This is a genomic window from Microcoleus sp. T3_B1, from assembly GCF_036700445.1.
Taxonomy (GTDB): Bacteria; Cyanobacteriota; Cyanobacteriia; order Cyanobacteriales; family Microcoleaceae; genus Microcoleus.
Genome location: NZ_JAUBOX010000054.1, coordinates 16,133 through 43,017 on the forward strand (window position 1 = coordinate 16,133; position 26,885 = coordinate 43,017).

At 45.4% G+C, this 26,885-nt stretch carries 29 protein-coding genes and 2 tRNA genes; 24 read left to right on the top strand and 7 right to left on the bottom strand.

The features are described from left to right. Nucleotides 1-603 precede the first annotated feature (603 nt). Nucleotides 604-1,692, top strand: coding sequence for an alanine dehydrogenase (gene ald, locus QT990_RS24055; RefSeq protein ID WP_333144801.1), 1,089 nt, complete (start codon nucleotides 604-606; stop codon nucleotides 1,690-1,692). Between the two features lie 22 nt (nucleotides 1,693-1,714). Here ald and QT990_RS24060 read toward each other — a convergent pair whose 3' ends face one another. From QT990_RS24060 to QT990_RS24070, 3 genes are all read right to left on the bottom strand, one after another. Continuing rightward, nucleotides 1,715-1,864 carry a hypothetical protein gene (locus tag QT990_RS24060; protein WP_333144802.1) on the bottom strand — a complete coding sequence of 50 codons (150 nt, stop codon included), beginning with the start codon at nucleotides 1,862-1,864 and terminating at the stop codon, nucleotides 1,715-1,717. 117 nt (nucleotides 1,865-1,981) lie between these two features. Beyond that, nucleotides 1,982-2,302, bottom strand: a complete 321-nt coding sequence (locus QT990_RS24065) for a hypothetical protein (RefSeq protein ID WP_333465834.1) — start codon at nucleotides 2,300-2,302, stop codon at nucleotides 1,982-1,984. After that, nucleotides 2,289-2,567, bottom strand: a complete 279-nt coding sequence (locus tag QT990_RS24070; protein WP_333144804.1) for a hypothetical protein — start codon at nucleotides 2,565-2,567, stop codon at nucleotides 2,289-2,291. The genes QT990_RS24065 and QT990_RS24070 overlap by 14 nt, the downstream gene beginning before the upstream one ends. A gap of 26 nt (nucleotides 2,568-2,593) precedes the next feature. Between QT990_RS24070 and QT990_RS24075 the strand changes: the two genes are divergently transcribed. From QT990_RS24075 to QT990_RS24105, 8 genes are all read left to right on the top strand, one after another. Further along, nucleotides 2,594-2,749 carry a hypothetical protein gene (locus QT990_RS24075; RefSeq protein ID WP_333144805.1) on the top strand — a complete coding sequence of 52 codons (156 nt, stop codon included), beginning with the start codon at nucleotides 2,594-2,596 and terminating at the stop codon, nucleotides 2,747-2,749. A gap of 35 nt (nucleotides 2,750-2,784) precedes the next feature. Beyond that, the gene (locus QT990_RS24080; RefSeq protein WP_333144806.1) at nucleotides 2,785-3,078 is read left to right on the top strand and encodes a hypothetical protein; all 294 of its coding nucleotides are present in this window, start codon (nucleotides 2,785-2,787) and stop codon (nucleotides 3,076-3,078) included. Beyond that, nucleotides 3,078-3,266, top strand: coding sequence for a type II toxin-antitoxin system PemK/MazF family toxin (locus tag QT990_RS24085; protein WP_333212237.1), 189 nt, complete (start codon nucleotides 3,078-3,080; stop codon nucleotides 3,264-3,266). Before QT990_RS24080 ends, QT990_RS24085 begins: the two co-directional genes overlap by 1 nt. Nucleotides 3,267-3,291: 25 nt before the next feature. Beyond that, nucleotides 3,292-3,435, top strand: coding sequence for a type II toxin-antitoxin system PemK/MazF family toxin (locus tag QT990_RS35865; protein ID WP_442921846.1), 144 nt, complete (start codon nucleotides 3,292-3,294; stop codon nucleotides 3,433-3,435). A gap of 178 nt (nucleotides 3,436-3,613) precedes the next feature. Then, nucleotides 3,614-3,958, top strand: a complete 345-nt coding sequence (locus tag QT990_RS24090; protein WP_333144809.1) for a hypothetical protein — start codon at nucleotides 3,614-3,616, stop codon at nucleotides 3,956-3,958. Beyond that, complete coding sequence (locus tag QT990_RS24095; RefSeq protein WP_333058272.1) at nucleotides 3,955-4,164, top strand: hypothetical protein; 210 nt, start codon at nucleotides 3,955-3,957, stop codon at nucleotides 4,162-4,164. Before QT990_RS24090 ends, QT990_RS24095 begins: the two co-directional genes overlap by 4 nt. 261 nt (nucleotides 4,165-4,425) lie before the next feature. Beyond that, nucleotides 4,426-4,716: an endonuclease domain-containing protein gene (locus tag QT990_RS24100; protein ID WP_333306400.1), complete on the top strand. Its 291-nt coding sequence runs from the start codon at nucleotides 4,426-4,428 to the stop codon at nucleotides 4,714-4,716. Nucleotides 4,717-4,950: 234 nt separating this feature from the next. Beyond that, nucleotides 4,951-6,141, top strand: coding sequence for a transposase (locus QT990_RS24105; protein ID WP_333306402.1), 1,191 nt, complete (start codon nucleotides 4,951-4,953; stop codon nucleotides 6,139-6,141). A 3-nt stretch (nucleotides 6,142-6,144) separates the two neighbouring features. Here QT990_RS24105 and QT990_RS24110 read toward each other — a convergent pair whose 3' ends face one another. Together QT990_RS24110 and QT990_RS24115 are read right to left on the bottom strand one after the other, a co-directional pair. Next, a complete protein-coding gene (locus tag QT990_RS24110) occupies nucleotides 6,145-6,375 on the bottom strand; it encodes a hypothetical protein (RefSeq protein WP_333465835.1) in 231 nt (76 codons plus the stop codon). Nucleotides 6,376-6,439: 64 nt separating this feature from the next. Continuing rightward, nucleotides 6,440-12,064: a S8 family serine peptidase gene (locus QT990_RS24115; RefSeq protein ID WP_333465836.1), complete on the bottom strand. Its 5,625-nt coding sequence runs from the start codon at nucleotides 12,062-12,064 to the stop codon at nucleotides 6,440-6,442. Nucleotides 12,065-12,113: 49 nt separating this feature from the next. Between QT990_RS24115 and QT990_RS24120 the strand changes: the two genes are divergently transcribed. From QT990_RS24120 to QT990_RS35870, 9 genes are all read left to right on the top strand, one after another. Further along, nucleotides 12,114-12,359, top strand: a complete 246-nt coding sequence (locus tag QT990_RS24120) for a hypothetical protein (protein ID WP_333290687.1) — start codon at nucleotides 12,114-12,116, stop codon at nucleotides 12,357-12,359. A gap of 773 nt (nucleotides 12,360-13,132) precedes the next feature. Continuing rightward, nucleotides 13,133-14,158 (top strand): site-2 protease family protein, encoded by a 1,026-nt coding sequence (locus QT990_RS24125; RefSeq protein ID WP_333465837.1) that lies wholly within the window; start codon nucleotides 13,133-13,135, stop codon nucleotides 14,156-14,158. Between the two features lie 102 nt (nucleotides 14,159-14,260). Then, on the top strand, nucleotides 14,261-14,938 hold the full coding sequence (locus tag QT990_RS24130; RefSeq protein ID WP_333465838.1) for a PEP-CTERM sorting domain-containing protein: 678 nt from the start codon (nucleotides 14,261-14,263) through the stop codon (nucleotides 14,936-14,938). A 158-nt stretch (nucleotides 14,939-15,096) separates the two neighbouring features. Beyond that, a tRNA-Leu gene (locus QT990_RS24135) sits at nucleotides 15,097-15,178 on the top strand. A 73-nt stretch (nucleotides 15,179-15,251) separates the two neighbouring features. Further along, nucleotides 15,252-16,049 (top strand): RNA methyltransferase, encoded by a 798-nt coding sequence (locus tag QT990_RS24140; RefSeq protein ID WP_333465839.1) that lies wholly within the window; start codon nucleotides 15,252-15,254, stop codon nucleotides 16,047-16,049. 609 nt (nucleotides 16,050-16,658) lie between these two features. Continuing rightward, nucleotides 16,659-17,618, top strand: coding sequence for an RNA polymerase sigma factor, RpoD/SigA family (locus QT990_RS24145; protein ID WP_333106022.1), 960 nt, complete (start codon nucleotides 16,659-16,661; stop codon nucleotides 17,616-17,618). Between the two features lie 221 nt (nucleotides 17,619-17,839). Next, complete coding sequence (locus QT990_RS24150; RefSeq protein WP_172187001.1) at nucleotides 17,840-18,181, top strand: DUF760 domain-containing protein; 342 nt, start codon at nucleotides 17,840-17,842, stop codon at nucleotides 18,179-18,181. Between the two features lie 188 nt (nucleotides 18,182-18,369). Beyond that, a complete protein-coding gene (mutT, locus tag QT990_RS24155) occupies nucleotides 18,370-18,774 on the top strand; it encodes an 8-oxo-dGTP diphosphatase MutT (RefSeq protein WP_333144817.1) in 405 nt (134 codons plus the stop codon). 90 nt (nucleotides 18,775-18,864) lie between these two features. Next, entirely contained in the window at nucleotides 18,865-19,041 is a 177-nt protein-coding gene (locus tag QT990_RS35870) for a hypothetical protein (protein WP_445252073.1), read from the top strand. A gap of 164 nt (nucleotides 19,042-19,205) precedes the next feature. Here the strand turns inward: QT990_RS35870 and QT990_RS24160 are convergent, their stop codons facing one another. Next, nucleotides 19,206-20,444 carry a histidine kinase gene (locus QT990_RS24160; protein ID WP_333144818.1) on the bottom strand — a complete coding sequence of 413 codons (1,239 nt, stop codon included), beginning with the start codon at nucleotides 20,442-20,444 and terminating at the stop codon, nucleotides 19,206-19,208. Nucleotides 20,445-20,497: 53 nt separating this feature from the next. On the opposite strand from QT990_RS24160, the gene QT990_RS24165 reads away from it, so the two are divergent. The 3 genes from QT990_RS24165 (at nucleotide 20,498) to QT990_RS24175 (ending at nucleotide 25,064) form a co-directional block, all read left to right on the top strand. After that, the gene (locus QT990_RS24165) at nucleotides 20,498-22,222 is read left to right on the top strand and encodes a DUF2079 domain-containing protein (protein ID WP_333144819.1); all 1,725 of its coding nucleotides are present in this window, start codon (nucleotides 20,498-20,500) and stop codon (nucleotides 22,220-22,222) included. A gap of 251 nt (nucleotides 22,223-22,473) precedes the next feature. After that, on the top strand, nucleotides 22,474-23,661 hold the full coding sequence (locus QT990_RS24170; protein ID WP_333144820.1) for a glycosyltransferase family 4 protein: 1,188 nt from the start codon (nucleotides 22,474-22,476) through the stop codon (nucleotides 23,659-23,661). 158 nt (nucleotides 23,662-23,819) lie between these two features. Further along, nucleotides 23,820-25,064, top strand: a complete 1,245-nt coding sequence (locus QT990_RS24175) for an MFS transporter (protein ID WP_333465840.1) — start codon at nucleotides 23,820-23,822, stop codon at nucleotides 25,062-25,064. A 270-nt stretch (nucleotides 25,065-25,334) separates the two neighbouring features. Here the strand turns inward: QT990_RS24175 and QT990_RS24180 are convergent. Next, nucleotides 25,335-25,408 (bottom strand) — tRNA-Arg (locus tag QT990_RS24180). 78 nt (nucleotides 25,409-25,486) lie between these two features. On the opposite strand from QT990_RS24180, the gene moaC reads away from it, so the two are divergent. The 3 genes from moaC (at nucleotide 25,487) to QT990_RS24195 (ending at nucleotide 26,823) form a co-directional block, all read left to right on the top strand. Next, nucleotides 25,487-26,011 (top strand): cyclic pyranopterin monophosphate synthase MoaC, encoded by a 525-nt coding sequence (moaC, locus tag QT990_RS24185; RefSeq protein WP_333465841.1) that lies wholly within the window; start codon nucleotides 25,487-25,489, stop codon nucleotides 26,009-26,011. A gap of 187 nt (nucleotides 26,012-26,198) precedes the next feature. Further along, nucleotides 26,199-26,456 (top strand): 2TM domain-containing protein, encoded by a 258-nt coding sequence (locus QT990_RS24190; protein WP_006633890.1) that lies wholly within the window; start codon nucleotides 26,199-26,201, stop codon nucleotides 26,454-26,456. Between the two features lie 64 nt (nucleotides 26,457-26,520). Then, nucleotides 26,521-26,823, top strand: a complete 303-nt coding sequence (locus QT990_RS24195) for a DUF3181 family protein (protein WP_333057367.1) — start codon at nucleotides 26,521-26,523, stop codon at nucleotides 26,821-26,823. Nucleotides 26,824-26,885: the final 62 nt, after the last annotated feature.

Sequence of the window (26,885 nt, forward strand, 5' to 3'; positions counted from 1 at the left end):
CCACCCTAAATCATTCGCCTAATTATTGTAGGGGCAATCCCCCCGTGGTTGCCCCGATAGATAGGGGATAGGCACTCTTAGCACTCCCCCTACAAATTTACATGAATGATTTAGGATTGCTATAGTTGAAAGTCTGGCGAAAATGTGGGAAGATATAAAAATAGTAGGGCTGCTGAACGGGTAGCTCAATACGGGTGCTTTGCAGAAAAAATCATTTCTATTACCAAGCCCCAAAAACTGCACCTCATTGATTATAATTGGGAGTAATTTAAATAAAAAGTAAGTAAAAAAAAACCAAAAAATGGGTTAGAAAAGGTAAATGTAGAATAACCATTTTAAGCGGCTTGACTTACGAGTATTTTGACGTAATGTATATGAATGCCGACCACGCATATCAAATAAAGTAGGAACAATCTAAAAAGACGATCGACTTGATGGAAAACGATCAATTTGGGAAATTGCGATCGCACTGGCAGAAAATCCCACAAAAATTCTCATAGCCCAGCCGGATTGCCAAATCTAAAATCTACAATGGTATTGTCCCGCTGGGGATGGTTTTTAGGTTAGATTCGATCGACGTATGCCTGAGATTAGAGGTTATAGATGGAAATAGGCGTCCCCAAGGAAATCAAGGATTTAGAGTTTCGAGTCGGGCTCAGCCCCACAAGTGTCCGGGCTTGTTCGGACAAAGGCCACACAGTTTTTGTGGAAACGAATGCTGGTGCTGGGGCCGGTTTTGCGGACGAGGACTACGTTGAAGCAGGCGCTAAGATTGTCTTAAATGCTTCCGATGTCTGGAAGCGCGAACTAATTGTTAAAGTTAAAGAACCGCTGCCTGCTGAGTATCCGCTGATTCAAAAAGAGCAGTTGCTGTTTACATATTTGCACTTGGCGGCCGATCGCACATTAACCCAGCATTTAATCAGCAGCGGAGTCCAGGCCATCGCCTACGAAACCGTCGAACTCCCGGACAGAAAATTGCCGCTGCTAACGCCGATGAGCATTATTGCAGGGCGTTTGGCCGTGCAGTTCGGAGCTCGCTTTCTGGAACGACAGCAAGGTGGCAGAGGAGTGCTTTTGGGCGGCGTACCGGGAGTGAGACCGGGTAAAGTTGTGATTTTGGGCGGCGGCATTGTCGGCACAGAAGCAGCGCGAATTGCTGTAGGAATGGGCGCGAGAGTGCAGATATTAGACGTAAATGTCGATCGCCTAGCCTACCTGGAAACTCTGTTCGGTTCCAGAGTAGAATACCTCTACAGCAGTCCTTTGCAAATTGAAGCAGTTGTTCCCGATGCTGATTTGTTAATCGGTGCGGTTTTGGTCTTAGGTAAAAAAGCTCCGGTGCTGGTTTCTCGCGAATTTGTTGCGAAGATGCACCCCGGTTCAGTGATTGTTGACGTAGCCGTTGATCAAGGCGGCTGCGTGGAAACTTTGCGGGTAACTTCTCACACAAATCCTACTTATGTTGAGGAAGGAGTTGTGCATTACGGCGTGCCAAATATGCCCGGTGCCGTGCCTTGGACTGCGACTCAAGCTTTGAATAACAGCACTTTGCCTTATGTTTTGCAGTTGGCAAATAACGGGATTAAAGCTTTGGAAATGAATCCGAGTTTGGCGAAGGGATTGAACGTGCAGAATCACCGATTGGTGCATCCGGCCGTGCGCGAGGTTTTCCCCGATTTGGCCGATTAGATTCCCCTTTTTTTTAAGTAAGCTATCCCGCATCTAAATTGTATTTTGGTGCGGGTAGGAGCAACAGTGTCGATACCCCTCGCATCCCCTTAAGAAGGGAGACTTTGAGTGAGGAGAGTTGAATGGCTTGCTCGATGCGATCGAGGTCATCAGATAAAATATTAGGCAGCATAATTCAGTCGTTGCGCTAGTTGCTGATGCAGCCCTCGATCGAGAAAAAGGAGTAAAGGGCGATCGACCTTTTTATGCCAAAAAGAGCGATCGACCTTCTCCCTAATTCACAAGATAATCATTCAGAGTTTTTAGTAAGCGTTGATGTCGCTTGCGATGAAATAGCTCCAATAGAACCGATAATTTGATTGCGAGGCAATACAGCAAGGAAACCTAACCGAATTAACGATTGAGACCGTAAACCACTGGGAGCAAAGTCTGGGTCTGAAGGGGAAATAATATCGTCAAAATCTGGAACCTGTTGATGTAGTTGGGTGCTAACACCACAAACTAAAAAATCTCCATAAGGAGGTAGTTCCCTCAGAAGGATGACTGGACGATTCTTAATTGTCCCGTCAGCTTGAGGAATTGGGGTGAGAACAACATCAGCTTCCTCCATAGTCAGGATTTGGTGTTTTAATTGCATCGAGCGGGTAATCGTCGTTCTGATTGTAGGCATTGTTTAGTTGATGCCTTGACAACCGCAACCAGGCTTCGCGTTCTGCTAATTGTTCCGGGAGGACTGTGACAATGAGTTTTATATTTGGTTCAAGCTTATAGGGTTCATCTAGCTGAATAGATTGCCCATCAAAATGTGCTGATAAAGAAATAAGCTTCATGGCTTGGATATCTTGAAGGCGAGTGCTTTTAACTAAGTTTATCATATTTTGACGCTCTAGGGACACAGGCTTTGACCCGTTTATCTACCATAAATTTGCTCCATTCCTTAGAAAAACGATCGCCCCTCCTCGAAGCAAAAAGCGAGATTCCTCGATCGAGAAAAGCGATCGAGCTTTCCATAACAAAAGAGCGATCGCTAACCCACTGGACGCGAATAGTTGTATAATAGACAAACTAGGCAAGCGCAAAAAGTGAAAACCTATGTCACAGGCAATCCTCAAACAAATTGTTAATCAGCTTGAAATGCTGGAAGTTTTAGAGTTACAGGAAATCGAGGGCGTAATCTGGAAATATCTGGCTGACAAACAGCAAGCTACTCAACAATATCTACTTCAAAAATCTGCTAATAAAAAACAATTATTTCGAGAATGGGATGACATTTCTGATGAAGAAGCTGCGATACTAAAAGCTGAGTTTGCCGCCGATGATTTAGCTTTTGCAGAAGTCGCCTTAAGTGATTATCTGCCTCGACTTCAGCAACAGGATAAAATCTGATGCTAGGAGATATTTATTTGGCAGATTTGAATCCTTCTAGAGGGTCAGAACAAGCAGGAATTAGACCAGTCATTATTGTACAGCGAGATACATTAGACCGCTTTACTACAACAGTAGTCGTAATTCCGGTAACAAGTAATCTGCGACGATGCTCAAATACCAGGGACAATTATTTTACCGACTGGTGAAGGTGGTTTAACACAAGATTCTGTCGTGCTTTGCTATCAAATAGTAGCGGTAGATAGAGAGCGATTAATCAAAAAATTGGGCACTCTTTCAGCAGATTATGTATCAAGATTACAGGTAGCATTGCAGTATACATTGCAAATGGATGAATTTGAGAATGTAGAAGAATAGAATTAGTTGAAGCGCGATCGCACTCACAGCCCCAAAGAGCGATCGCCCCTGTCCATCCACAAGACCGAGATCCCTTTCCATATCCCCAAAAAGCGATTTCCTATGGGATAGCTTCGCACGCGGACTGCACGATCGTTTATAATTACAATGATTGACGAGTTATGAGGAGCGTGCAAGTATGGCAAAATTCCCCAACGAACTTGCGGAAATTATCTGGAATTTGAAACGCCAGTTGCTAGATATTGTTGACGCAGCAACAGCAGCAGAATTGACTCTATTTGAACTTTTTGGAGAAACGAGTGATACGATACCATTTCTGGATGAACTGAAAAGTGTGGCTGAACGTGCTACACCCTGGTTTAATCGGCTGTCTAATTTTCAGTTACGCATAGCTGAGTCTCAACCCACAATTTCGGTTGATATGCTAAACTTAGTAAACCAATCTATTGAACGCATCCAAATCGAAATTCCGGCAATGGAACGGAGTATTCAAGAAGTGAAAACGGAGTGGAATTTGCCATGACTAGCCAACCGCGTATTCCCAATCCTGAAACAGCCAAGAGATTATTGGCTAATTTGCGCCGCAGTCGTTTAGCAATGGAAGCAGCGACTCTGGAATTAGAAGACATTACAATGCAGTTGGAAAATGACAGCAGACAAAGGCGTTTGGTGCGGTTGAGGCAGGCAATTAACGATGCTGAGGCTGCTAATTTTTCAGTCAATGTCTGAAATTATTTCTTAAATCTCGCCCCAAAACTATAATTTAAATATTGACGAAAACAGCAAGATAGATCGCACTTTTTGACTCATAACAAAAGAGCGATCGACCTTTCCCTATCCCCAAAAGATCGCCCTAGTTGTCAAGTAGACATGGTTTGAGATAAACTAATTCTGAAACTATTCCCTAAATATCGCCCCATCACCTATAATTTCCATTAACATCTTATCCCCCCCTTCTTAAGGGGGGTTAGGGGTGATCGTACCGGCATCATGCCAAAACTAAACGACTCCAACTTCCACCTACCATACAACCCAAAACTCATCCCCATCGCCAAACAACTGCGGAAAAATCCAACTCCTGCGGAAAAAAAACTGTGGCAGGATTTTCTGAGAAATTTCCCTTTTCGAGTTTTGAGACAGCGCCCGACCGACAATTTTATCGTAGATTTTTATTGTGCGGCTTTACTGTTAGTAATTGAGATTGATGGGGAGAGTCATTTTACGGAAGAAGGGAAACTATATGATGCAGAAAGAACCGGGATTTTACAGGGTATGGATTGAAGGTTGTCAGGTTTACGAATGTTGAGGTGTTGCAGAGTTTTGAGGGGGTTTGTGGGGAGTTGTTGGGTTTGATTGAGGGTGATTGTTGAGACCAGATCCCCCCTAGCCCCCCTTAAGAAGGGGGGGACATGAGGGCTTTCATGGGTAGGTTTTTAATGATGACACCGGATTGGATAGTATAGAAACAGTGAGTTTTACACAGCTCCGGAGCTATTCTCAACCTGAGCAAACCCTATGAGTACGCCAAAGAGTTTAAAAAATTGGATAGGATTTGTCGCGGGGAAACTCCCTCATTTGAGCAAGCCGCAAGCCAGAGTTTTAGCTATGTGGAGCTTTGGTATGGCAATGGTGCAGTCTTGTGGCCTAACCACTGTCGCCACTTTTTTGGCGAATCTGTTAGAGACAAAAGAGAACACCATGCGGCAGCGATTGAGAGAATGGTATTGGGGAAAAAAAGATAAAACGGGAAAATGTCGCCAAGAATTGGACGTTACACAAAGCTTTGTCCCGCTGTTGCAGTGGATTTTAAGCCTGTGGCAAGACACTGAGAATAAGCAGCTTTTCTTGGCGATGGATGCCACCACTTTGGGGCAACGCTTCACAGTCTTAGCAATCAGTGTTTTGTATCGAGGTTGTGCGATTCCAGTGGCCTGGAAAATTGTTGAAGCTACTGCCAAAGGAGCTTGGCAGCCTTACTGGCTGCAATTATTTGATGTTTTCATGGGTTGTATCCCCTCAGATTGGAAGGTCATTGTAGCGGCTGACCGAGGACTCTATGCTGACTGGTTGTACGACAAAATTGTCGAACTAGAATGGCATCCTTATTTACGAGTTAATCTAGGCGGTCAATTTCGTCCCGAGGGCCAGTCGGATTTTCGCCCTTTGAAGACAGCCGTTTCAGAGCCGGGAAGTCTGCCTTGGTGTGGCCGGGTGACTTGTTTCAAAAACAAGCCAATTAAATGTACTTTAATCGCCCGTTGGGATGTCGGCTATGCTGACCCTTGGTTAATTGTGACGGATTTGTCTCCTGAGATGGCTACAAGTTGTTGGTATGGAATGCGAGCTTGGATTGAGTGTGGTTTTAAAGATACTAAACGCGGGGGTTGGCAATGGCATCAGACCAAAATGACTGACCCAGCTCGCGCTGAGCGGCTGTGGTTAGCGATTGCTGTAGCGACTCTCTGGTTAGTGAGTGTTGGGGGTGAAGTTGACAGCAATTTGCCTAAAAATGATTTGCAGTCTTTGTCGCCTCACCATGTAGCTAGATTGCGAACCACCACGTCAAAAACTTCCCCCCGTCTTTTAAGTTGCTTCCGGCGCGGTTTTTTAGCGATTTTAGTAGCTTTGCTGTTGGGCAAACCTTTACCGATTGGTAGCTTTATTCCTGAACCTTGGCCAAGCCGTTCTCACTTTTCTACGGCTTAAATTTTAAAAACCTACCCCTGAAAGGGACATGAGGGGAGGGGAGTTGAATGGGTGGCCCGATGCGATCGAGGCGATCGGATAAAATATTAGGCAACATAATTTAATTGTACTATGGAAAAGTTGACTCAATATCGATCGATCGCGCGATTCGTAAAAAAAGCGATCGACCTTTCCTTGCCAAAAGAGCGATCGACCTTTCCATCCCAAAAGAGCGATCGCTCTCTCTATCCCCATTCATACACTCACGTCTCTCTCCAAAACCTTATCTAAAACCTTTATGGACAAAGCTTTTTGTTGCTTAAGGTTTTGGAGTGCTTGTTACTCCGTTAGCGTTTAAATAAAATGAAGCATTGCCTTGTTGAGAGCGAACAACATCAAGGATTTGTAAAAACATATTATTCCCTTGATTAATTCCTTCTACCCATTTTTTTAAAGTCTCTAACTTAACACCCGCAAATATGAGATCCTCTGCTTGTTTCAATGCTTTAGATGTAGCAGCTTTTTTCAGAATATACTCGAAGGTTTTTTCGCTCAAAGTAGCTATTATAATTCTGATTATTTTATCAACAACTTCAGGATTAATATTATTAACCCAACTCCCACTTAATAAAGACAATAGAGTTTGAGCGTTATCTGTAAAAGAGTCAGGCTTGACCAGATCCCGAACCTTCTCTTCTGCAAGTTTTGAAAAAATTTGTTGTTGAAAATTCAGATCTTCTGGTGCCATGTTATTAAAGAATAAATCTAAGCCAAAAGTCATTAAATTATAAACTAATGCACTTTCACTAGACTTCGTAATCTTTAATGATCCGCCTGGTGGAATTACTACATTTCTGACTTCTGTTGTTTCAAAAGCCTCTGTTTTTCTAGGATCACCCCAAGAATATCCATTAAAAAGAGTTTTGTATAATTTTTCTAGAGCTTCAAGGGAAAAGTCAACAACCCCAACTGGAGGTTTTGCCCCATCAAATCCTCTAATTTCTACTAACTCATTCTTCGCATTATAAACTTCAATAACTCCATCAGCATATCCGAAATTCAAAACATCAAAGCTCAAAAGTTGAGAGCCATTAGTTAAATATCTACTTTTTAGCCTATCTATTCCGAAATTTTTAATACCTTTCACTCCACTGAAATCTTTGGATGGGTCTGGGAGTGGCTCTTCAACTTTTTCACCAGGAATAGACGGAGAGTCAGCTCCAACTAAAGGTGGTGTTTGATTATTTACACCACCGATCACTACTTGACCAAATTGACCAAATTTGACATTAATAGCATTATTGCTTTCAAAAGTCTGAGTCAAACCAGCTTGATTTTTAGCAAGTACCGTAACTAGATAATTACCAGATTGCATATTGTTAGGAATCTGAAGCGTAACGATGTACTTTTCGCCATTATCAGTAACCTCCTTGGCTTTGACGGCTCGATCGCCAATATAGAAAATCATATCTTCAGTATTAGACTCCACTGAAAAACTAATGTTTTTTCCAGGGTCAACATTGGTGCTACCGTCTGTGGCATTCCTAACTGTACCGATAGTGACAACGGGAGGTGGTATGACACCTGGAATAGGTGAATAAGAGTTATTTGCACTATTAGGTTGCTGATTACCCGGTAATCCATTAGGAGTACCAGAAATATAAGCACTCGGCACCCAATAATTTGTTTTAGCTATTCTAAACCAGCTATTATTAGGTGTTCCCAACTTATAATCAACAACCGTATCCCCATACGTCCAAGCATCAAAGTTTAACGAAGTCCCATAAGGAATAGCTTCACCATTTTTATCATTAGTGTGAGGACTATTACGTAAAGCAACACCGATATTGGGCATAGCCCAACCCTTGAAATTAGCAAGGTTAATTGCTGGGTTATTATTTGACTGAGGTTGATTATTAGCAGGAGGAATAACATTACTTCCACCACTGCTGCTAGAAGAGTCAGGAAATAATGGGTTATTATAGCTGTAGGTAACATTTCCAGTATTAACTATCCCCGGTGCTGTTAGATTCACCACCAAGCGGTAGTTCGTATCATTTGCACTCGCCGGAACCACTTTCACATAATAGTCACCCTGAGCTAACTCTTTGCTGTATATTGGGTTAGTCGCTGTAAAAGTCTGTGAACCTACCAATTGCTTATTGGCATCATACAACTCTACTTTTACACCAGCCGGATTATCACTATCAAATAACCGAGGAGCAAGCTGTAACAAGCGAGAGTCTTTAATCGTAAACTTGTAATAGTCTGAACCATCGCGGGTTGCTCCTACAAAGTCCTCATATTCTTTTCGCTGACCCGTCAAATCACCTAAATTGCGAACCCTGCTCCAATCTTCACCCGCTTGGTCAAGCTGTACCGCAAGATTGTAAGGAGTATCGCCTTGAACCTGTTCCACTCCGACAAAATAAGGCCCTTCTGCTAATCCCGAAACTTCAAGGGGACTATTTTGACCGGGATAAAATAGCTGTTCTTTCACTGGTTGATTGTTGCCATCATACACAACTACTTTAGCTGTGGTGTTAGGAGCTAAATCATTCAAACCGAGCCGTAAAATGTTAGGAGACTGACTGCCCAAATTATTAATATTCAAGCGGTAGCGGTCATTGTCATACGCATTCGTACTTGATTTTTTAGCTGGATTGCTGCTGCTTAAATTTCCACTAATCACAGTCCGACCCGTGAAAGTTCCCAAAAATGGATTAGGCTGGCTATTAAAATTATTCTGATTGGCATCATTCAAAGTCTTCGCCAGATTTAGTACCATTGTGTAATCAGTATCCGCAGTGGCACTTCCCTTGTTGACTTCCACATAATAGTTGCCAGTGTCGAGAGTTTCTGACCATAATTTGTCAAATCCTTGACCCGCTGCTGGGGCTTCTCTTATCAAGGACTTGCTTGCATTTGGGTTTACTTTATAAAGTTTTAAACTAGCATCGGCACCCAAATTCCTGAGAGCAAAATTTAGCAAACTGCGGTCTTTTACTGCGAAATAGTAGCCGTCAGTATTATCTCCTGTACGCAGGCGACCTTTGTATTCATATCTGCCAATAAATTCACCCAACTGCCGATTTGCATCGGGTATAACTTGCGTTGGTTTTCCAAGTGTTTGAACTGTAGCAACTGAAGAGCTAGAACCCTTACCATACCACGTCTTATACCCAGTCGGTTGAATAGTCAGATAGCCATTGGTGTAGTAGTGGGTTGTGACACCATTACTTATGGCTGTGTATTGAAAATTTCCCGCATTCAGAGGTACTCCTCCTTGACCAGGTTGAGGTGCAACTGGTGGCTTCACAGGAGACGGGCCAATATTGACAGATCCGCCACCTGTATTGGGTACAGGAGACGCGCCAATACTCACAGATCCGCCACCTGTATTGGGTACAGGAGACGCGCCAATACTGACAGATGAACCCCCAGACTGAGGCGTTCCAGAACTAGCAACTGGAGTCGCGTCTAGTTTAAGTTCGTAGTTAGCATTCGCATTGTTGCTGGAAAAAACCTGTACATAGTATGTGCCAGGATTGACCGTATTAAATATAACGTCAGACGGATTTGTACCACTGGGATTGTATGTTTTATCAATTTCTTTGCCTTGAGCATCCAGTAGTTTAATATCCGAATTGCCTTGTAACCTCTTAAGGTAAAGAGCTACTTCGCTCGGTTGACTAACATCAAATCGGTAGAAATCACTTTTATCACTACCGCCAATTGAATCAGAAAACTTTATCTGATTACTGCTTAACGTACCAATATTTCGAGCTGTAGCTAGACTTCCATCGGGGTCAGTGACAAGTGGAGTAACGGAACCCTTTAATGGTACTGTTGTCTTGACATAAATCTTATATCGTCCTTTGTTCAAATTTAGATTTAGGTCGATCGGCTGACTTCCATCAGTTGAGTATGTGGTAATTGACTCCCACTGCTCTCCTGAACCCACAACTTTCCTAATTTCTATCTCGGCATAACCGATATTTGATTGCGAATTTAAGGTGAACTTAACAGGGTCGTTTACCTCGATTCCATATTGATAAGACTGATTACTGACTGCTGGTACATTCAATTCTGGAGAAGTGGGCGCAGACGTAAACATCCCACTGATATTATTTTGGAGTGGGATTCTAAACTGAGCCGAACCCGAAAACGCAGAAGAGCGATCGGGAATCAATTCAGTAGTTAAGCCATAATTCTTAATGCTAGTATCCTGTCCAGAAGCCACCTTAACTGCATAAGTTCCTGCATCAAGAAATACGGCTGCTGTCTTAGAAGTAGGAGTTTGCACTTTCGTTGAACCGAAAGTTTCATCGCCAATAGTAACACCCACGGAGTTAAAAACGCCTGAAGGCTCGCCCGGTATAAATTCAAAACCACCCGGTTTGCCATCAGCTTTTACTACACTGACAAGAGGCAATTTGGTACTGCCATTCGTTGGATTAACCGTGTAGCGGAAATACCCAGGCTCAGTTACCGTAAATGTATGATAGAGTGCCGGTTGAGCCGGACTAACTATGCCACTATCTGTGAAATTAGGTGACAGTTGCAAGGGTGCTGTATTAAACGATGTTCCACCTTGCGCCGCCCGTTCCTCCGGCGTTACTTTCCCTTCCCCACTCCAAGTATCCGGCGTCACCCACGGAGTAGGCTGATAAACCTCCGCCATCGTCTTCTTCGCCAAATCCACCGCCGCCAACGTATTCAAAAACCCAAAACCCGTCTCATCATCCCACCCAGACGGCCCCAAATCCCTCGCCGTAGACTTCAAAATCTCCATCACTTGGCGATAGTTCAAAGCAGGATTTGCCGCCCAAACCAAAGAAGCCGCCCCCGCAACTTTCGCAGTCGCTACCGAAGTCCCCGCCATCGTGCCCAAATCATTTCCCACCGTCGATAAACCGGGGTGTTCAGTCGTGCCCCCATCCGCCACAATATCCAAACCGCGGCCATAACTAGAATAGATCGATCGCCCGTTAATATCCCCAGCCCCAACAGTAAAAATATTATCAAATTCCTGCGAAGCTTGACCCAAAACCGACATCACACCGCCGTCGTTACCAGCCGCCGCTACCAGCAAAACTCCATTTTGCCGCGCATATTCTAACGCCTTACGTTCTGCTGGAGTCAACTCATAGCGCGTTGTCACACTCCCGTCAGGATTCTTCTGAGTCAAATCCAAACTGAGATTCGCGATCGCATTTTTCTGTCCAGAAGCCTTCGCAGCATCCACAAACTCTACCAAAGAATCAGCCCATCTCCCAGAATCGATCGCCCTTCCCACCCACTTCGGCGCAGTCTTATTAATCGCATCAATAATCCCCAACATAAAAGTACCGTGCTCGCTACCTTCCCCAGGCTTCAGCAACGGATTGTCATCCCCGCCGACATAATCGCGGCCCTTCTTAATATTCGCGTAATTCAAATAAGGACTATCCGCACTCACACCAGTATCAATCGACCCCACCAACGGCTGAGATACCAAAGGAAAATCTAGCAATTGACGAATTGCATTCGGATTGTTAGGATTCGGCGACTGCGGATCGACAGGAATTACAGCAATCGGCAAAGTCTCAAACGCACCGCCCGGATTGTAAGGGGTTTGAGTGGCAATCCCATCATGGTACAGACCCAGCGGGTCAAAATCAATCAGCGGCGGTAGATTGTTAGTTGGATCTCCAGAAGGGTCGATCGGGCAAACACCGCTATCAGCAAAGAAATTAGGTAAATCTAAATCAGACAGCGACAAAGAACCCAATAACTGATGCAAGTAGTCAAACTCGTGCAGCCAACCCCCAACCCCCACACTCGGAGTCACAATTGTTTCTAATCTAAAACTTTTCGGTCGTTTCCGACTCTTTGTTTTACTTGAATTCCCAAAATCTTGAGCCTCTTTGCGTTTTTTGCCACCAAAATTTAGCAACTCCATAACTTTTGCACCCTGATTAATATGAATTCGATCGCACGAACTTAATTAAATGCCTTCAGACATTCAACCAAAATCCTTTGTTGACAAGGATTTTTCAATAATCGTCAAAAATTTCTGTTTATTTGAGAATTCACGCAAACTTAACAAATTTTCTGAATGGGCGATCGCTTTACATCTGCCGCGCTTTGCTAACGGTCAGGCGGGCGATCGGACAAATACTTTGTTAATGCGTAATCTATATGATTTTTTGCTTCTTCACGATTATCATACACCCAAGTTCTATGTGCGATCGTAAAGTTTGTGTAAACTTTTTTACGGCAACTTAATTATGACTTACGCCTTGCAAGGGGATAGCAATCCCAGCCTCAACCAGAAACATCCGCTACACGCTCGTTTTCCAGGCAATGACAGGTGGAAAATGCGTAATTCCTAAAATAGTTAGAATTTACACTTGCTTTTTTTATGCTTTCTGATAATATGAACACAAAGGTGAAATTTGGATTAAAGTCTAAAGCCCAAACAAATATCACTAAAGCTTCTTCAAAAACTACTTCAATACTTCCCTGCTTCATTAAAACAGGGGAAAACTCAGCCCTTAAACTTTCCGTTTTCAGGAAGACTTAGGCCTGCTCGAAATGCTCAAAAACCCAGAGGAGGAAATATACAAACGTAATTGGGCGATCGATCCATGACAATTTAATAAAACTCAAGCACAGTTCCCCGTGGTCGATCCAAAAGTCCAGATCCCCCTAAATCCCCCTTAAGAAGGGGGAGTTTGAGTAAATTCTCTTATCCCCCCCGATATTTTGGGAGACTTTAGGAACACTCTTATCCCCCCCGATATTTTGGGAGACTTTAGGAACACTCTTCCCCCGATATTTTGGGAGACTTTAGGAACACTCTTCCCCCGATATTTTGGGATAATTTACGAACACTCTTCCCCCGATATTTTGGGAGAATTTACGAACACTCTTGTCCCCCCCTTCTTAAGGGGGGCTAGGGGGGATCGAGTTTCGGCCTAAAACGCGTAATTCCTTCTTCCTTCTTCCTTCTTCCTTCTGCCCAACCATGCAACTAAAATCAGCGGTGCAGTGGATACCTCATCCCGACGGTCATTGGATACTTCGCAATCCCGAAGACATTACCTGTATTCAAGTAGACGACTTTGACAAACAGGTAATTGTGCAACTAAGTCAACAACCAGTAACTAATATTCTCGCTGAATACGACCTCGATTTAGAAAATCTGCAAAATCTTTTGAAAGACTTAGCACAAGCAGGAATGCTAGAAGGAACCAAGCCACCGAAAGCCAAATTTAACCTGCTATCCTTCACAATTCCCCTAGTCAATCCCGATGTTTGGCTATCGCGGCACATCGACAAATTACGCTGGATTTGGACAGGGGAATTTGGCTTTTTTCTGTGCGCTTTCATCTCTTCATCCGTAGCAGTGTGGTTGGCTTCCTCTGCCGAAATCGCAGCCTCACATCAGCAGTTGTGGATAGCCGGAAAAAATGAGACTATTTTCCAATTGGTCTTGCTGACAATGCTGGTAATAGCTTGGCACGAACTAGGTCATGCTTTCACGCTCAAACACTACGGCGGCATAGTTAAAGAAATTGGATTGCTGTTTATGTGTTTCATCCCCGGATGTTACACAGATACAAGCGATCAATACAGTTTAGTCAGGCGGAAACAGCGGGTTTTAGTAGTAGCAGCCGGAGTATTAATCCAAGTAACAATTTGGGCATTTGCTGTTTGGATGTGGCTGTTTTCTCAGTCAAATCCGGTTTGGCATCAAATTAGTTATTTGTTGATGGTGGCCGCCTTGCTGACAGTTGCAATTAATTTGAATCCGTTGAATAGATTTGACGGTTATTATTTGTTAGTAGCTGGAACTGGCATTAACAATCTGCGACAAAGGTCGTTTGATTTTTATGTGGATTTGTTGCGGAGGGAGGAGATGGAGGAAGCAGCGGAAACGCAATGGATTTTGGCGGCTTACGCGCCTTTGAGTATACTTTATACTGTTTGGGTTTTGAGTTATCTAGCGTCATTGCTGGGTAATTTGGTTTTGCGGGTTTGGAGTTTTTAACCGCAGATTAATCACAGGCGGGACGCCCGTGCCACGATTAACCTAACGGGCGAGACGCCCGTGCCACAAAATGCAACTTTATTATTGTAGGAGTTTATCGAAATGAATGTTTTTCAAAAGTTGGGAATTGTTAGCGGAAGTTTGAGTTTTGCAGTTGTCAGTCAATGTTTTTCTGCACAAGCGGCAACTCTTACTCAAACTTACACTGTGAATTTGGGTTCGCAGCCGTTAAATAGCAGCACGAATGTGGTTTTACCCAAGTTTAATTCGCTGTTAGGAACACTATTAAGGGCTTATGTTACGGTTAAATCTACTGTTAATAACAGTGTTAGCATTACTCCTTTGACGGGAGATTTTATGGGGACGGCGGCGACTAATGCAAGTATTGCTGTGAATATTCCGCTGTTGAAAGTTGACCCTAATTTGACTTTAAGTGTGTTAGCGAGCCCGCCGGAAACGAGGATTGCTAGTGGCGGTACGGGAAGTGTTAGCGGTTCGGCTTCTGGTACTGTGTCGAAGAGTTATGATTTGCCGCAGTTTTTAAGTGCTTTAACTGGCTGCGATGGTGATACTTTTACTGCAGGCGTGGCGACAACTGGTTTGACTCAAATTCTGGGGAGTCCGGCTAGAGGTAGTTTTGGGGGTAAGGTTGTGGCTAACACTACAGTTAGTGCAATTTATGAGTATGAACCTGTACCGGAACCGATGACTGCTGTTGGTACGTTTGTGGCTGCTGGAATGGGTTTGTGGTGGAAGAGAAGGGCGGCAAAAAACGTGTAATATTAATTTGGATCTCCCCTAGCCCCCCTTAATTAAGCAGGGTGGATAGGGGGGATCTCAAAGTTCTCCCTATTACTCGCAGCCCAGAAAAAAAATAAATTCCCCAAAACACTTGACAGATTCGCGGAGGTATGGCAGAGTAGTAATTCGTGACCGATGCGGAACTGGCGGAATTGGTAGACGCGCATGATTCAGGTTCATGTGGTGCAAGCCTTCCGGGTTCAAGTCCCGGGTTCCGCATTCCAAAGGCAGAAGGAAGTTTGGGGTTAACCCGATACAGGCAATAACCCCATTCGCTCTGCTGAATTAAACAATGTTGACAAGTATTCAAAATCCCCTAGTTAAAGAAATCCGCAAGCTGCACAGCTCGAAGGGACGCAGGGAACAACAATTATTTTTACTCGAAGGGACGCACTTGCTCGAAGAAGCTTGCGCGGCCAAATATCCGCTAGCAACTGTTTGTTGCACTCCCGAATGGCTGGAGGATCACGGGGAACTTTGGCAGCAAGTTGGTAATTTAGCCGATCGCACAGAATTAGTAAGTGCAAAAGTGTTAGAGTCGATCGCCACTACAGTCCAACCCGACGGCATTGTCGCCACCGCACCCCGCACCGCAACAGATCCCGCAAAATTGTCAACTTTAGGAATAGCCCTAGAAACAATCCAAGATCCCGGCAACTTGGGGGCGATCGTCCGCACGGCTGCGGCTGCTAATGCCGACGGTTTGCTGCTGAGCGCTGAGTGCGCCGATTTAGACCATCCCAAAGTGCTCCGCGCCTCAGCAGGAGCTTGGTTTAAGCTGCCAATGGCAGTCAGTCCAGATTTAACCGCCGAAGTCTCTGCGTATAAAAATGGAGGAATGCAAATTTTAGCAACCGTCGCCGGGGCAAGTTTAAGTTATTGGGAAGTAGATTTGCGAGTGCCCACTCTGATAGTTTTGGGCAACGAAGGCTCTGGTTTGTCGGAAGAATTGAGGAGTTTGGCCGATCGACAAATCCAAATTCCCCTGAGTCGTGGCGTAGAATCTTTAAATGTGTCGATCGCCGCAGCCCTCATCTTGTACGAAGCTCAACGGCAAAGAAGTCAATCGATTTTAGATTTTAGATTTTAGATTTTAGATTGAAGCATTGAGCCCACGGATAAATTCGGGGGCCAGTTTATCCGATACAGGTTTTTTATTTCTGGACGGATGAATCCGGGGGCTTGTCTCCTGGATGTTTTCGGTCATTAGTTATTAGTCATGAGTCATTAGTCATTATCTGTTGGGGCGGGTTCATCAATATCTGTAACTTCATATTCAGGGCAGCCACGGGGGGCAGCCCCTACAAGATAATGAAACAGCCGTGCCCCATATCCCCCTGTGCCCCTCTCCCCCTCTGAGATTTGGCCGATTTTGTTTATATTGATGCAAACTGTAAAGCCAGGAAAGCAATTGCTCTCGTATCAACAGTCCAGGCTGGCATGAAATAAATATGAAGAAGTGTAGTCAAGTGCTCTCACAAATGTTAAGATTCTTAACATAACGTAGTATTGTGCTCGCCCCAACCAAAACCTAACCTGAGACGGTGCTGACTGGGAGTAGTAGCTAGCTACCATAAAATTAAGCCTCTTTAAAAGGAAGGAAAGCGCAAGTCCCCGCCCGCTTTCCTTCCCAGCTAAAGCTAGGGGTTTGCGACTACCGCAAACCTTTAGAGGCACAGATCCTCAGCGGGAAAAGCTCATGAAAACTCTTAAGTCCTCAGATACAGATTCTGTTCGCGCTTACTTGCGGGAAATCGGCCGCGTTCCCTTGTTGACCCATGAGCAAGAAATACTCTACGGGAAACAGGTACAGCGCTCAACCGCACTGCATCAGGAGAAAAATATTTTAGCCGAAGAGTTAGGCCGCGACCCGACGGCGGCTGAATGGGCACAGGCAGTTGGGCTGTCTGAGGCACAGTTGCAGCGGACGATCGAGCAGGGGGAAAGGGCAAAGCGCCAAATGGTGGAAGCGAATCTCCGCCTGGTAGTCTCTGTTGCCAAAAAATATATCAAGCGCAACGTAGATTTACTGGATCTAATTCAGGAAGGCACGATCGGGATGCAGCGGGGAGTAGAAAAATTTGACCCGACTAAGGGCTACAGATTTTCTACTTATGCTTATTGGTGGATTCGTCAGGCAATTACCCGGGCGATCGCCGAAAAAGGCCGCACCATCCGCTTGCCGATCCACATCACCGAAAAGCTCAACAAAATTAAAAAGGCTCAGCGCCAACTTGCTCAACAGCTCGGCCGCGCGGCCACGGCTGCTGAATTGGCATCAGAGCTAGAATTGACTCCCAAACAGATTCGCGAATATCTCGATCGGGCGCGCCTGCCACTTTCCCTGGACTTGCGCGTGGGAGACAATCAAGATACAGAGTTGGGCGATTTGTTGGAAGATACCGGTACTACGCCAGAAGATTTTGCCCTGCAATCTTCCCTGCGGACTGACTTAGACCACCTAATGGCGGAACTGACTCAGCAACAGCGAGAAGTGCTCGCGTTGCGGTTCGGTTTAGAAGACGGGCAAACCCTAACTTTGGCCAAAATAGGCGATCGTCTCAACATCAGTCGGGAACGAGTGCGGCAAATAGAACGGGAAGCTTTGACCAAACTCCGCAAGCGCAAGCAAGATATCAACGATTATCTAGCCAGCTAGCTAGATTGGGGATTGGCGATCGGGTCCCCCCCACTTGCAATCCCCAATCTAAAATCGTAAAAACCGCCGCTTTTAATTCGGTTGTGCCCACTTGGTTGCTATGACTGTCCTGCTACATTAGTAATTACTTAGTAATAAAGATCAGCAGCCATCAGATAAGGGTTATTTAATTTAACCGCCCGCGTCTAACATAACAAGCTGTTTCTGAAACGGAGGTACTCGTGAGCAACTCATCTAATAAATCCCCAGAATTCTTTGAAGAAGACGGAGAAAATGCCAACTTATTATGGCAATACGTGCAGTCAATGGCTCCCGACACAGTTTCTCAGTTGTCTAAGCCGACTTCTCACGAAGTGTTTCAAGTAATGGAACGAAATATTGTTGGACTATTGGGGAATTTGCCTTCGGAACACTTCGGGGTGACAGTCACTACCAGTCGCGAACATTTGGGTAGATTGCTCGCCTCGGCTATGATTAGCGGTTATTTTCTGAAAAATGCCGAACAGCGAATGACTTTTGAAAAGTCGATACAAGCCAGTGAGAGACATGGCTCGGATGATTAGTAGATTCTTAACATTTAAGTGAGCCAAGTGTCAAGCCCCCCCTCGCAAGATGGGGGCTTAATATTTTAGATTTTAGATTTTAGATTTTAGATTTTAGAGGGTTGATTTTAGATTAAATAATTGAATAATTATTGATATTATTCTTACATTCCCAATTCCCCATTCCCCATTCCCCATTCCTAATTAATATGTCTGTTTCTCCTGTTGCCCACAAAGTTATCGGCGTTGCTGCAATCTGGAACGATCGCCAACAAATTTTGATTGACAAGCGCCGACAACATGGACTGCACGGGGGTTTCTGGGAGTTTCCGGGCGGTAAAATAGAGCCGGGGGAAACGATCGAAGCTTGCATAAAACGGGAAATTATGGAGGAGTTGGGGATTGTCGTAGAAGTTGGCGATCGCTTGATTACAATTGACCACGACTACACTAAATTTACAGTTAGACTATACGTGCACCACTGCCGCCACGTCAGCGGGGAACCGCAAACGATCGAGTGCGATGAAATTCGCTGGGTGACACTCGATGAAATTGACCAATTTACTTTTCCCAAGGCAAACGCACAGATTATTGCTGCACTGCGGAAAATTTGAGCTGTATACCAGAAATAAGAAGCAATAAGCAATCTTCCGCAAGGGTTTTAGGAATTAAGAACGTCCTAACCGTCGGGCGCGGTTGCTGTAATATCAAATTCGGTTGCAACTGACAACGGACAACTGACAACGGACAACGGACAACGGACAACTGACAACGGACAACTGACAACGGACAACGGACAACTGACAACTGACAACGGACAACTGACAACTGACAACGGACAACGGACAACTGACAACGGACAACTGACAACTGACAACTGACAACGGACAACTGACAACTGACAACTGACAACTGACAACTGACAACGGACAACTGACAACTGACAACTGACAACTGACAACGGACAACTGACAACTGACAACTGACAACTGACAACTGACAACGGACAACTGACAACTGACAACTGACAACTGACAGCTAACTTTTATTTTTGGACGGGCAGAGTAAAGTGAAAACAACTGCCTCTATCGGGTACAGAGTCTACCCAAATTTGACCGTAGTGGGCGCGGATGATGCCTTGACACAGAGACAGTCCAATGCCGTAACCGTCTGTTGATTTATCTCGCTGCAAGCGAAAGCTGTCTTCAAAAATGCTCGCGCAATCTTCTTCAGGAATTCCCGGGCCGCTGTTGCAAATGCTGACTTGAACTTTGTAAGCGGTGCGGTGGAGAATTGAAAGATTAACAGTTCCTTGGTCGGGCGTGTACTTGCTGGCGTTGTCCAGCAGGTTGACTATGACTTGTTTGATGCGATCGGGATCGGCATAAACCAAGGGCAAATCTGCGGGAATGTCTGTTTCTATGTTCAGACTTTTCGCCTGAAATTTGTCTTGAAACTGCAGGATTACATCTTGACAAATCGCCCCCAGTTCGATTCTTTTTGGTTCAATGTGAAGTTGAGCGTTTGTACCCCGGGCTGCTTGCAGGATATCTGTAATCATACGATCGACAATTCGGATTTGGCGGCGGGCTTGTTTCATCAAATGAGCCGCCAGACTCGGTGTCAAACGCGACTTTTCCCCCTCTTTCACCTTCTGACTTGACTCCAAAGTCTCCAAAGCCAAAGATGCGGCTGTCAAGGGATTACGCAAGTCGTGAGCTAGCATCGCAATAATCCGGTCTTTCAACTGCAACTGCTCTTGCAGGTGTTCTTTTTCCTGTTTGAGGCGAAAAACTTCATCGGAAAGCTGCACAAGTTCGGCCGCGCAAGCAACGGAATAGATGGGTTTTGAGTCAGTCAGGGTTCCAGGAATAGCTGGGGCCGACTGTTGCTGAGCTGCGTATTCTTCTACAGAACGCTTCCACCGGGGCCACCAGTGTTCGAGTTGGGCGATTAAATTGCTGCCGGCGAGAGTTTGTCGCGGATCTGGATGAATTTTGAGCAGCGAGGGAGTGGCTACAAGTTTAAAGTGTTCGGCTAAATCGGGCTGTTCTCCTACATCGATGATTTGAAGCTCAAAGTCCCACTCTGCCTTCAAATCCTTTAGGGACTTGCGGATGTGTCTGGTCTGTTCCCTGGAAGAGGGACGCTTGTCTACAAACAGCAAAAGCTGTAAAAGCGGTGCGGAATGGGCCGGCTGTTCGGGAGAACCGTCGGTATCGCTGCTGTCTGGTGTTGGATGGACGCTGTTGAGCTTTTCGATCGGGTGAAAATAATTGAGCATTGCCGAGCCGAGTTATTTCACTTCTACTTTAATTTAATACTTACTTTAGATTTATGCTATTGTCCGATAATTTCATTACAAGCGGGCAGATGATATTTTTGAGATGGAAGAAAAATGAGTCGCTGCGGGTGGTGGTTCAAGTGGCGGCCGCCTTTTTTGTGCTGTGCCTGTTGCTGACGCTGCACCGCTACTACAGCTTTTACGCTACTTACGACCAAGGCATTTTCAATCAACTTTTTTGGAATGGCACTCGGGGTCAGTTGTTTGAGAGTTCCCTCTCTTCGGCGTTGTCCACTAATGTGGTTCACCAAAACCAGCTCCCGGAGGTATCTTACTACCGGTTGGGGCAGCATTTCACCCCGGCGCTGATGCTGTGGCTGCCAATTTACTCGCTGTTTCCCTCGCCCGTCACTTTGACTGTGTTGCAAGTGACTTTAATTACGGCGGCGGGAGGAGTGCTCTATGCTCTCGCCAGACACTATCTGGAACCGAGGCTGTCGGCGACAATTGTTGTGAGCTATTACTGCGCTAACGCGGTCATCGGCCCGACTATGGGCAATTTTCACGATATTTGTCAAATGCCGCTGTATGTCTTTGGCTTGCTGCTGGCGATGGAGAAGCGCTGGTGGCCGCTGTTTGGGATTCTGGCCACTTTAATTTTGGCCGTGCGAGAAGATGGGGGAGTTGTTTTATTTGGCGTCGGAGTTTACCTGATTTTGAGCCGACGCTACCCTCGGACTGGTTTGGCTGTCTGCATACTCAGTTTTGGTTATATGATCGTCCTGACCAATCTGATTATGCCTTTGTTTTCTGCTGATATATCCCAGCGGTTTATGATGGAGCGCTTCGGTCAATATGCCGAGGGAGATGAAGCTTCTACTCTAGAAATTATTTGGGGAATGGTGAGCAATCCCGGACGGTTGGTGGCTCAATTATTTACGCCGTTTTTTGCTAAGATTAGATACCTCCTTGGCCAGTGGTTGCCATTAGCTTTGGTTCCAGCTTTCGCGCCTGCGTCTTGGATGATAGCTGGATTTCCGCTGCTGAAGCTATTTTTAGCGAAAGGAGAGTCGGTGCTGGCGATTAATATTCGCTATGCGATGACTGTGGTTCCCGGGCTTTTTTATGGGGCGATTCTGTGGTGGGCCCAGCGTCAAAAGGAAGAAGATAGAATGGTGAGAGAGGAAAGAATGTTTTTGCGTTTTCCTTCTGCTTTATTTCCTCTGCCTTCTTCTTCAAAGTTTCGCCGCTTTTGGGCGTTTTGCATCTGCTTGTCGCTATTTTTTACCTTCACTTCTAACCCAAATCGGACTTTTTCTTTGATTTTGCCCGATGCGATCGATCCTTGGGTGCAGGTTCCTCTCGTCAGACAATGGCAGCACGTTTTGCAAGTGCGGCCGCTATTGGCTCAAATTCCTGCTGATGCTAGCGTGGCAGCGACGAATACTATTGTGCCGATTTTGTCAAGCAGGCGGGAAATTCTCAGGTTTCCGATGTTGGAACTCCGCAATGATGCGGGGCAGGCAGTGAAGATGCAATATGTAATTGCCGATCTCTGGCAGTTGCAGCAGTATCAGGCTGCGTTTCGCACGGAACGGGGACAGTTGCGGGAGATCGTACCGGCGATCGATCGAATGTCCAAATCTGGAGAGTACGGAATTGTTGGCTTTGAAGACGGTGCGATTTTGATGCGTCAGGGTGCTGTTTCTAATTCTGCATCGGCTGCTGCTTGGACCCGTTTTCGCGGCGAATTGGAGCCGATTTTGAAGAAAGGGTAAGCTGGTAGCCACGATCGCCATTGCTGCCCTCAGTGGCTCAAATCTTGAGGAAACCTGTTTTTTTCAGGTAATGGCGATCGAGCAATTTCATGCAAAAACCCGGTTGAGGCATGATTTTCTGTCTTTGTTGCTGCCAAAAGTCAGGCATTGGGCATCAACTTGCGTTCAACTCAAAATTAAGGTTGATAATTATACAATAAGTCTGTTAATCCTAAACATTAAGATATATAAAAGCTTTGGAGGGGAGAAAGATGAAAATTTTGGTATTGGCATGGGAGTTTCCTCCCAGAATCGTAGGCGGTATCGCCCGCCACGTATCGGAACTATATCCAGAATTGGTGAAGCTGGGACACGAAATTCACTTAATTACAGTAGAGTTCGGCCACGCACCGATGTACGAAGTGGTAGAAGGAATACGTGTGCATCGGGTGGTGGTGGGGCACGCCAGGGACTTTTTTCACTGGGTGGCGAACCTCAACCAAAGCATGGGCCACCAAGGCGGGAAACTGATGCTTGAGGAAGGCCCCTTTGATATCATCCACGCTCACGATTGGTTAGTGGGAGATGCGGCGATCGCCCTCAAGCATACCTTTAAAGTACCGCTAATTGCCACCATCCACGCCACCGAATACGGGCGCTTCAACGGCATCCACAATGAAGGGCAGCGCTACATTAATGCCAAGGAAAACGACCTCGCTTACAATGCTTGGCGACTAATTGTTTGCAGTGATTATATGCGGCGGGAAGCCGAACGGGTACTATCGACTCCGTGGAACAAAATAGAGGTAATTTACAACGGAATTAGGTCGGAGAAAAAACCGCGCTGGCACGAATTTGACGCGATGAACTTCCGCCGACAGTTTGCGACAGACGACGAAAAAATAGTATATTATGTAGGAAGAATTAGCTCCGAAAAAGGCATTGCTGTATTTCTAAATGCTGCACCTAAAGTAATTTGGGAAATGGGGGGGGAAGCGAAAATTGTAATTGTTGGCGGCGGCAATACAGACCATCTAAAACAGTTGGCTTGGCATTTAGGAATTTGGAATAAGTGTTATTTTACAGGCTTCATGTTTGAGGAACATCTCGACAAATTCCAGACGGTGGCTGACTGCGCGGTTTTCCCCAGTCTTTACGAACCTTTTGGGATTGTAGCGTTAGAAAGCTTTGCTGCAAGAGTGCCTGTGGTGGTTTCGGATGCGGGCGGACTTCCAGAGGTGGTGCTGCACACTAAAACTGGCGTTGTTACTGAGGCAAACAATCGGGATTCTTTGGCCTGGGGAATTTTGGAGGTTTTGAAAAATCCGGGTTACGCGCAGTGGTTGGTTGACAATGCTTATCAGGATTTGGAACGCCGGTTTAGTTGGCCTAAGTTGGCGATAGAAACCCAGTGGGTTTATGAACGGGTGGTGGAGGAAAGGGCTGAGGTTGATTGGTAAGAATGTTGACAGTTGACAGTTGACAGTTGACAGTTGACAGTTGACAGTGAGTCGAATTTCAACTTTTTTGGTGCAAATCTTAAGGATTTGTAACACAATGATAGAGACACTCGAACTTACTTTGAGTGCACTCGGAAGATTTAAAGGGAATTAGCATCTTGAATATTTTTAGGGAAATCGATCCCCAACCCAGACGCAGCTTACTGATTTTATTCACCGCAGGCCTGCTATTCTGGTCGAGTTTGGCTTCGCTACTGCCAACTTTGCCGTTGTACGTTCAATATGTGGGCGGCACAAAACAGCAAATTGGTTTTGTGATGGGTGCATTTGCGATCGGACTTTTGCTATCGAGGCCACAATTGGGCAAAATAGCCGACAGCAGGGGGCGAAAACAAGTTTTGCTTCTAGGTGCGTCAGTTGCTGCGATCGCCCCTTTGGGCTACCTGTTAGCTCAATCTATCCCCTTACTGTTACTTATTCGCGTTTTTCACGGCATTAGTATCGCCGCTTTTACTACAGCTTATAGCGCTTTGGTAACAGATTTATCGCCGCCAGGAAAGCGGGGCGAATTAATCGGTAACATGAGCTTGGTGAATCCTATTGGTCTAGCATTTGGGCCGGCTATTGGCGGATTTGTGCAAGCTTGGGTTGGTTATACTCCTTTGTTTGTGATGTCGGCGGCTTTCGCTGCAACGGCTGTATTTTTTACCTGCAAAATTGCGGAACCTAATTTTGCAGATTTAACAAAATCGGACTCGCTATCGGAGGACAAAAATAGCCAAAAATACTGGGAAATGCTGTGGAATCCGAGAGTGCGGATTCCGGCTTTAGTGTTATTGGTGGTTGGTTTAGTATTTGGAACTTTGAGCACTTTTATGCCTTTGTTTATCCAAGAAACTAAGGCTAATTTGAATCCGGGATTATTTTATTCTACGGCGGCGATCGCCAGTTTCGGTATACGGTTGGTCACGGGACGGGCTTCGGACAAATACGGTCGCGGCTTGTTTATTTCTGGGGGCTTAATCTGTTATGCCGTATCTATGTTATTGTTGTATTTTGCTAACAACACCAGTGCTTTTTTAATAGCAGCTTTGGTTGAAGGTTGCGCGGGCGGTACGGTTTTGCCGATGATGGTAACGCTGATGTCGGACAGGTGCGAACCTCATGAAAGGGGCCGCTTGTTTTCGCTTTGTATTGGCGGATTTGATTTGGGGATTGCGGTTGCGGGGCCGACTTTAGGCTTTGTGGCTGAACAAGTTGGCTACAGAAATATGTTTGGTTTTGCGGCTGGACTCGCTGGCTTGGCTTTGCTGGTTTTTATTACTCAGTCTAGCAAGGGCTTGTCTAATTCGATGAAATTTGCGATCGGTCGAGGCAAAGATGTTTATGCTTTGAATCGATGATATTACAGAAGCAAGAAGGAAGAGGCAATCATGGGACTTACCAAAAAACCCGGTTTCTCCCAAAAATCGTGAATCTATGCGACAGATATTGAGGCAGAAACCGGGTTTTTGTCCCCGCGCACCATTCTTACAAACAGGCAAGATGCCTGTTCCACAAAGAGTGGGTTTTATGTAAAACGTACAAATTAAAAAAGTTATGAGTCTTGAAGGTTGAGTTGGATTAATTTCTTAATTCAAAACTCAAAACTCAAAATTCATAACTTTTAGTAGTGGGCTTGGAGGGATTCGAACCCCCGACCTCATGGTTCGTAGCCATGCACTCTATCCAACTAAGCTACAAGCCCCTGTTGAGTTCAGATTTAATCTAAAATTGATTAAGTTCTTTTCTCACAGAATCTAACAGTAACACCATTACCAAAATAATGCAAGACCTTTCGCAAAATTTTTCTAAATTGCCCGATGCGGCACAGCTAACTCACCTCAACAACAGCGGGGAAGCCCAAATGGTGGACGTTTCGGCGAAGGTGCCCACTGTGCGGCAAGCTGTGGCTGCTGGCCGGGTGCGGATGCTGCCGGAGACGTTTGCGGCGATTGAAGCGGGGAATGCGCCGAAAGGTGATGTGTTGGGCACTGCAAGGCTGGCTGGAATTATGGCGGCGAAACAGACTGCACATTTGATCCCTCTGTGTCACCCTCTGCCGCTGAGTAGCGTGGAGGTGCAGGTAATAGCGGATGCTGGGTTGCCGGGGTATCAAATTCGGGCGACGGTGAAAATTAAGGCGGAAACAGGGGTGGAAATGGAGGCGCTGACGGCGGTTTCGGTGGCGGCGCTGACTTTGTATGATATGGCGAAAGGATTGGAAAAGTCGATCGCCATTGAGTCGATTCGCCTGGTGAGTAAAAGTGGTGGCAAGTCTGGAGACTATGAAAATAATGTAGAGGCATAATACCAATTTCATAAAGTAGCGCTAGATATTACCCCCCCAACCCCCCCTCCCGCGGGGGGGCTAAGACTTCATCCATAGCACATCTTTAGAAAAATGGTATAAGTTTCCTGCCGAAAGAGGGATGCAGCATTCAAAAAGCTGCACTTATGATTAAAATAGGCACTGAACTACTATCAAGTGAAAAACTATGCCTCCTCGTTGGCCCCGCAAACCCGATCGCAATGATCCAGAGTACCGTCGCTTAGATGACAGGATGAATTTTGCTATCCACGTCGGTCTTTTTTCTGCTACCAATTCAGGTTTGTGGTTTGTTCACAATTTGCAAAAGGCTGATTGGCCTTGGGCAATTTCGGTAACGGGTGGATGGGCTCTAGTAGTTTTGGCCCACGCGATTTACCATTTTGCGATCGCCGATTATTCGCCCCTCACTAAAGATTCGGGCTGAAGGCAGTTGGCGGCGATTTGTTAAGTCTTTTGATTGATAACAAATAACTTTCGGCTTTTTTGATATGGCTAATACTACACAGGCGATCGAATCCTTAGCAGCCGAAATCGGCGAAAATGTCTACATTGATATTGCCAAGTGGCATTTGTATCTCAATGATGCCCACCTGCATACAGTTGTTGCCCAACAACTTTATTCGATGCTGGAAGATGGCGATTTAGATGCTGACAAAGTTGGACAAGTTTTGCAAGGAATTCCAGTCAAGTTGGGCGGCGGCAAGCGGGAAGTGCCGCTGGCAGATTTGATTCCAATGCAGTGTCAAGTTCAGTTGATGGATGTGCTTGAGGAATTTCAGCGGAAGATGTAGTAAAGGGCGATCGCCTTTTTTGGTCTTTTTGTACCGAAGGGCGATCGCGCTTTTTTTCCTTT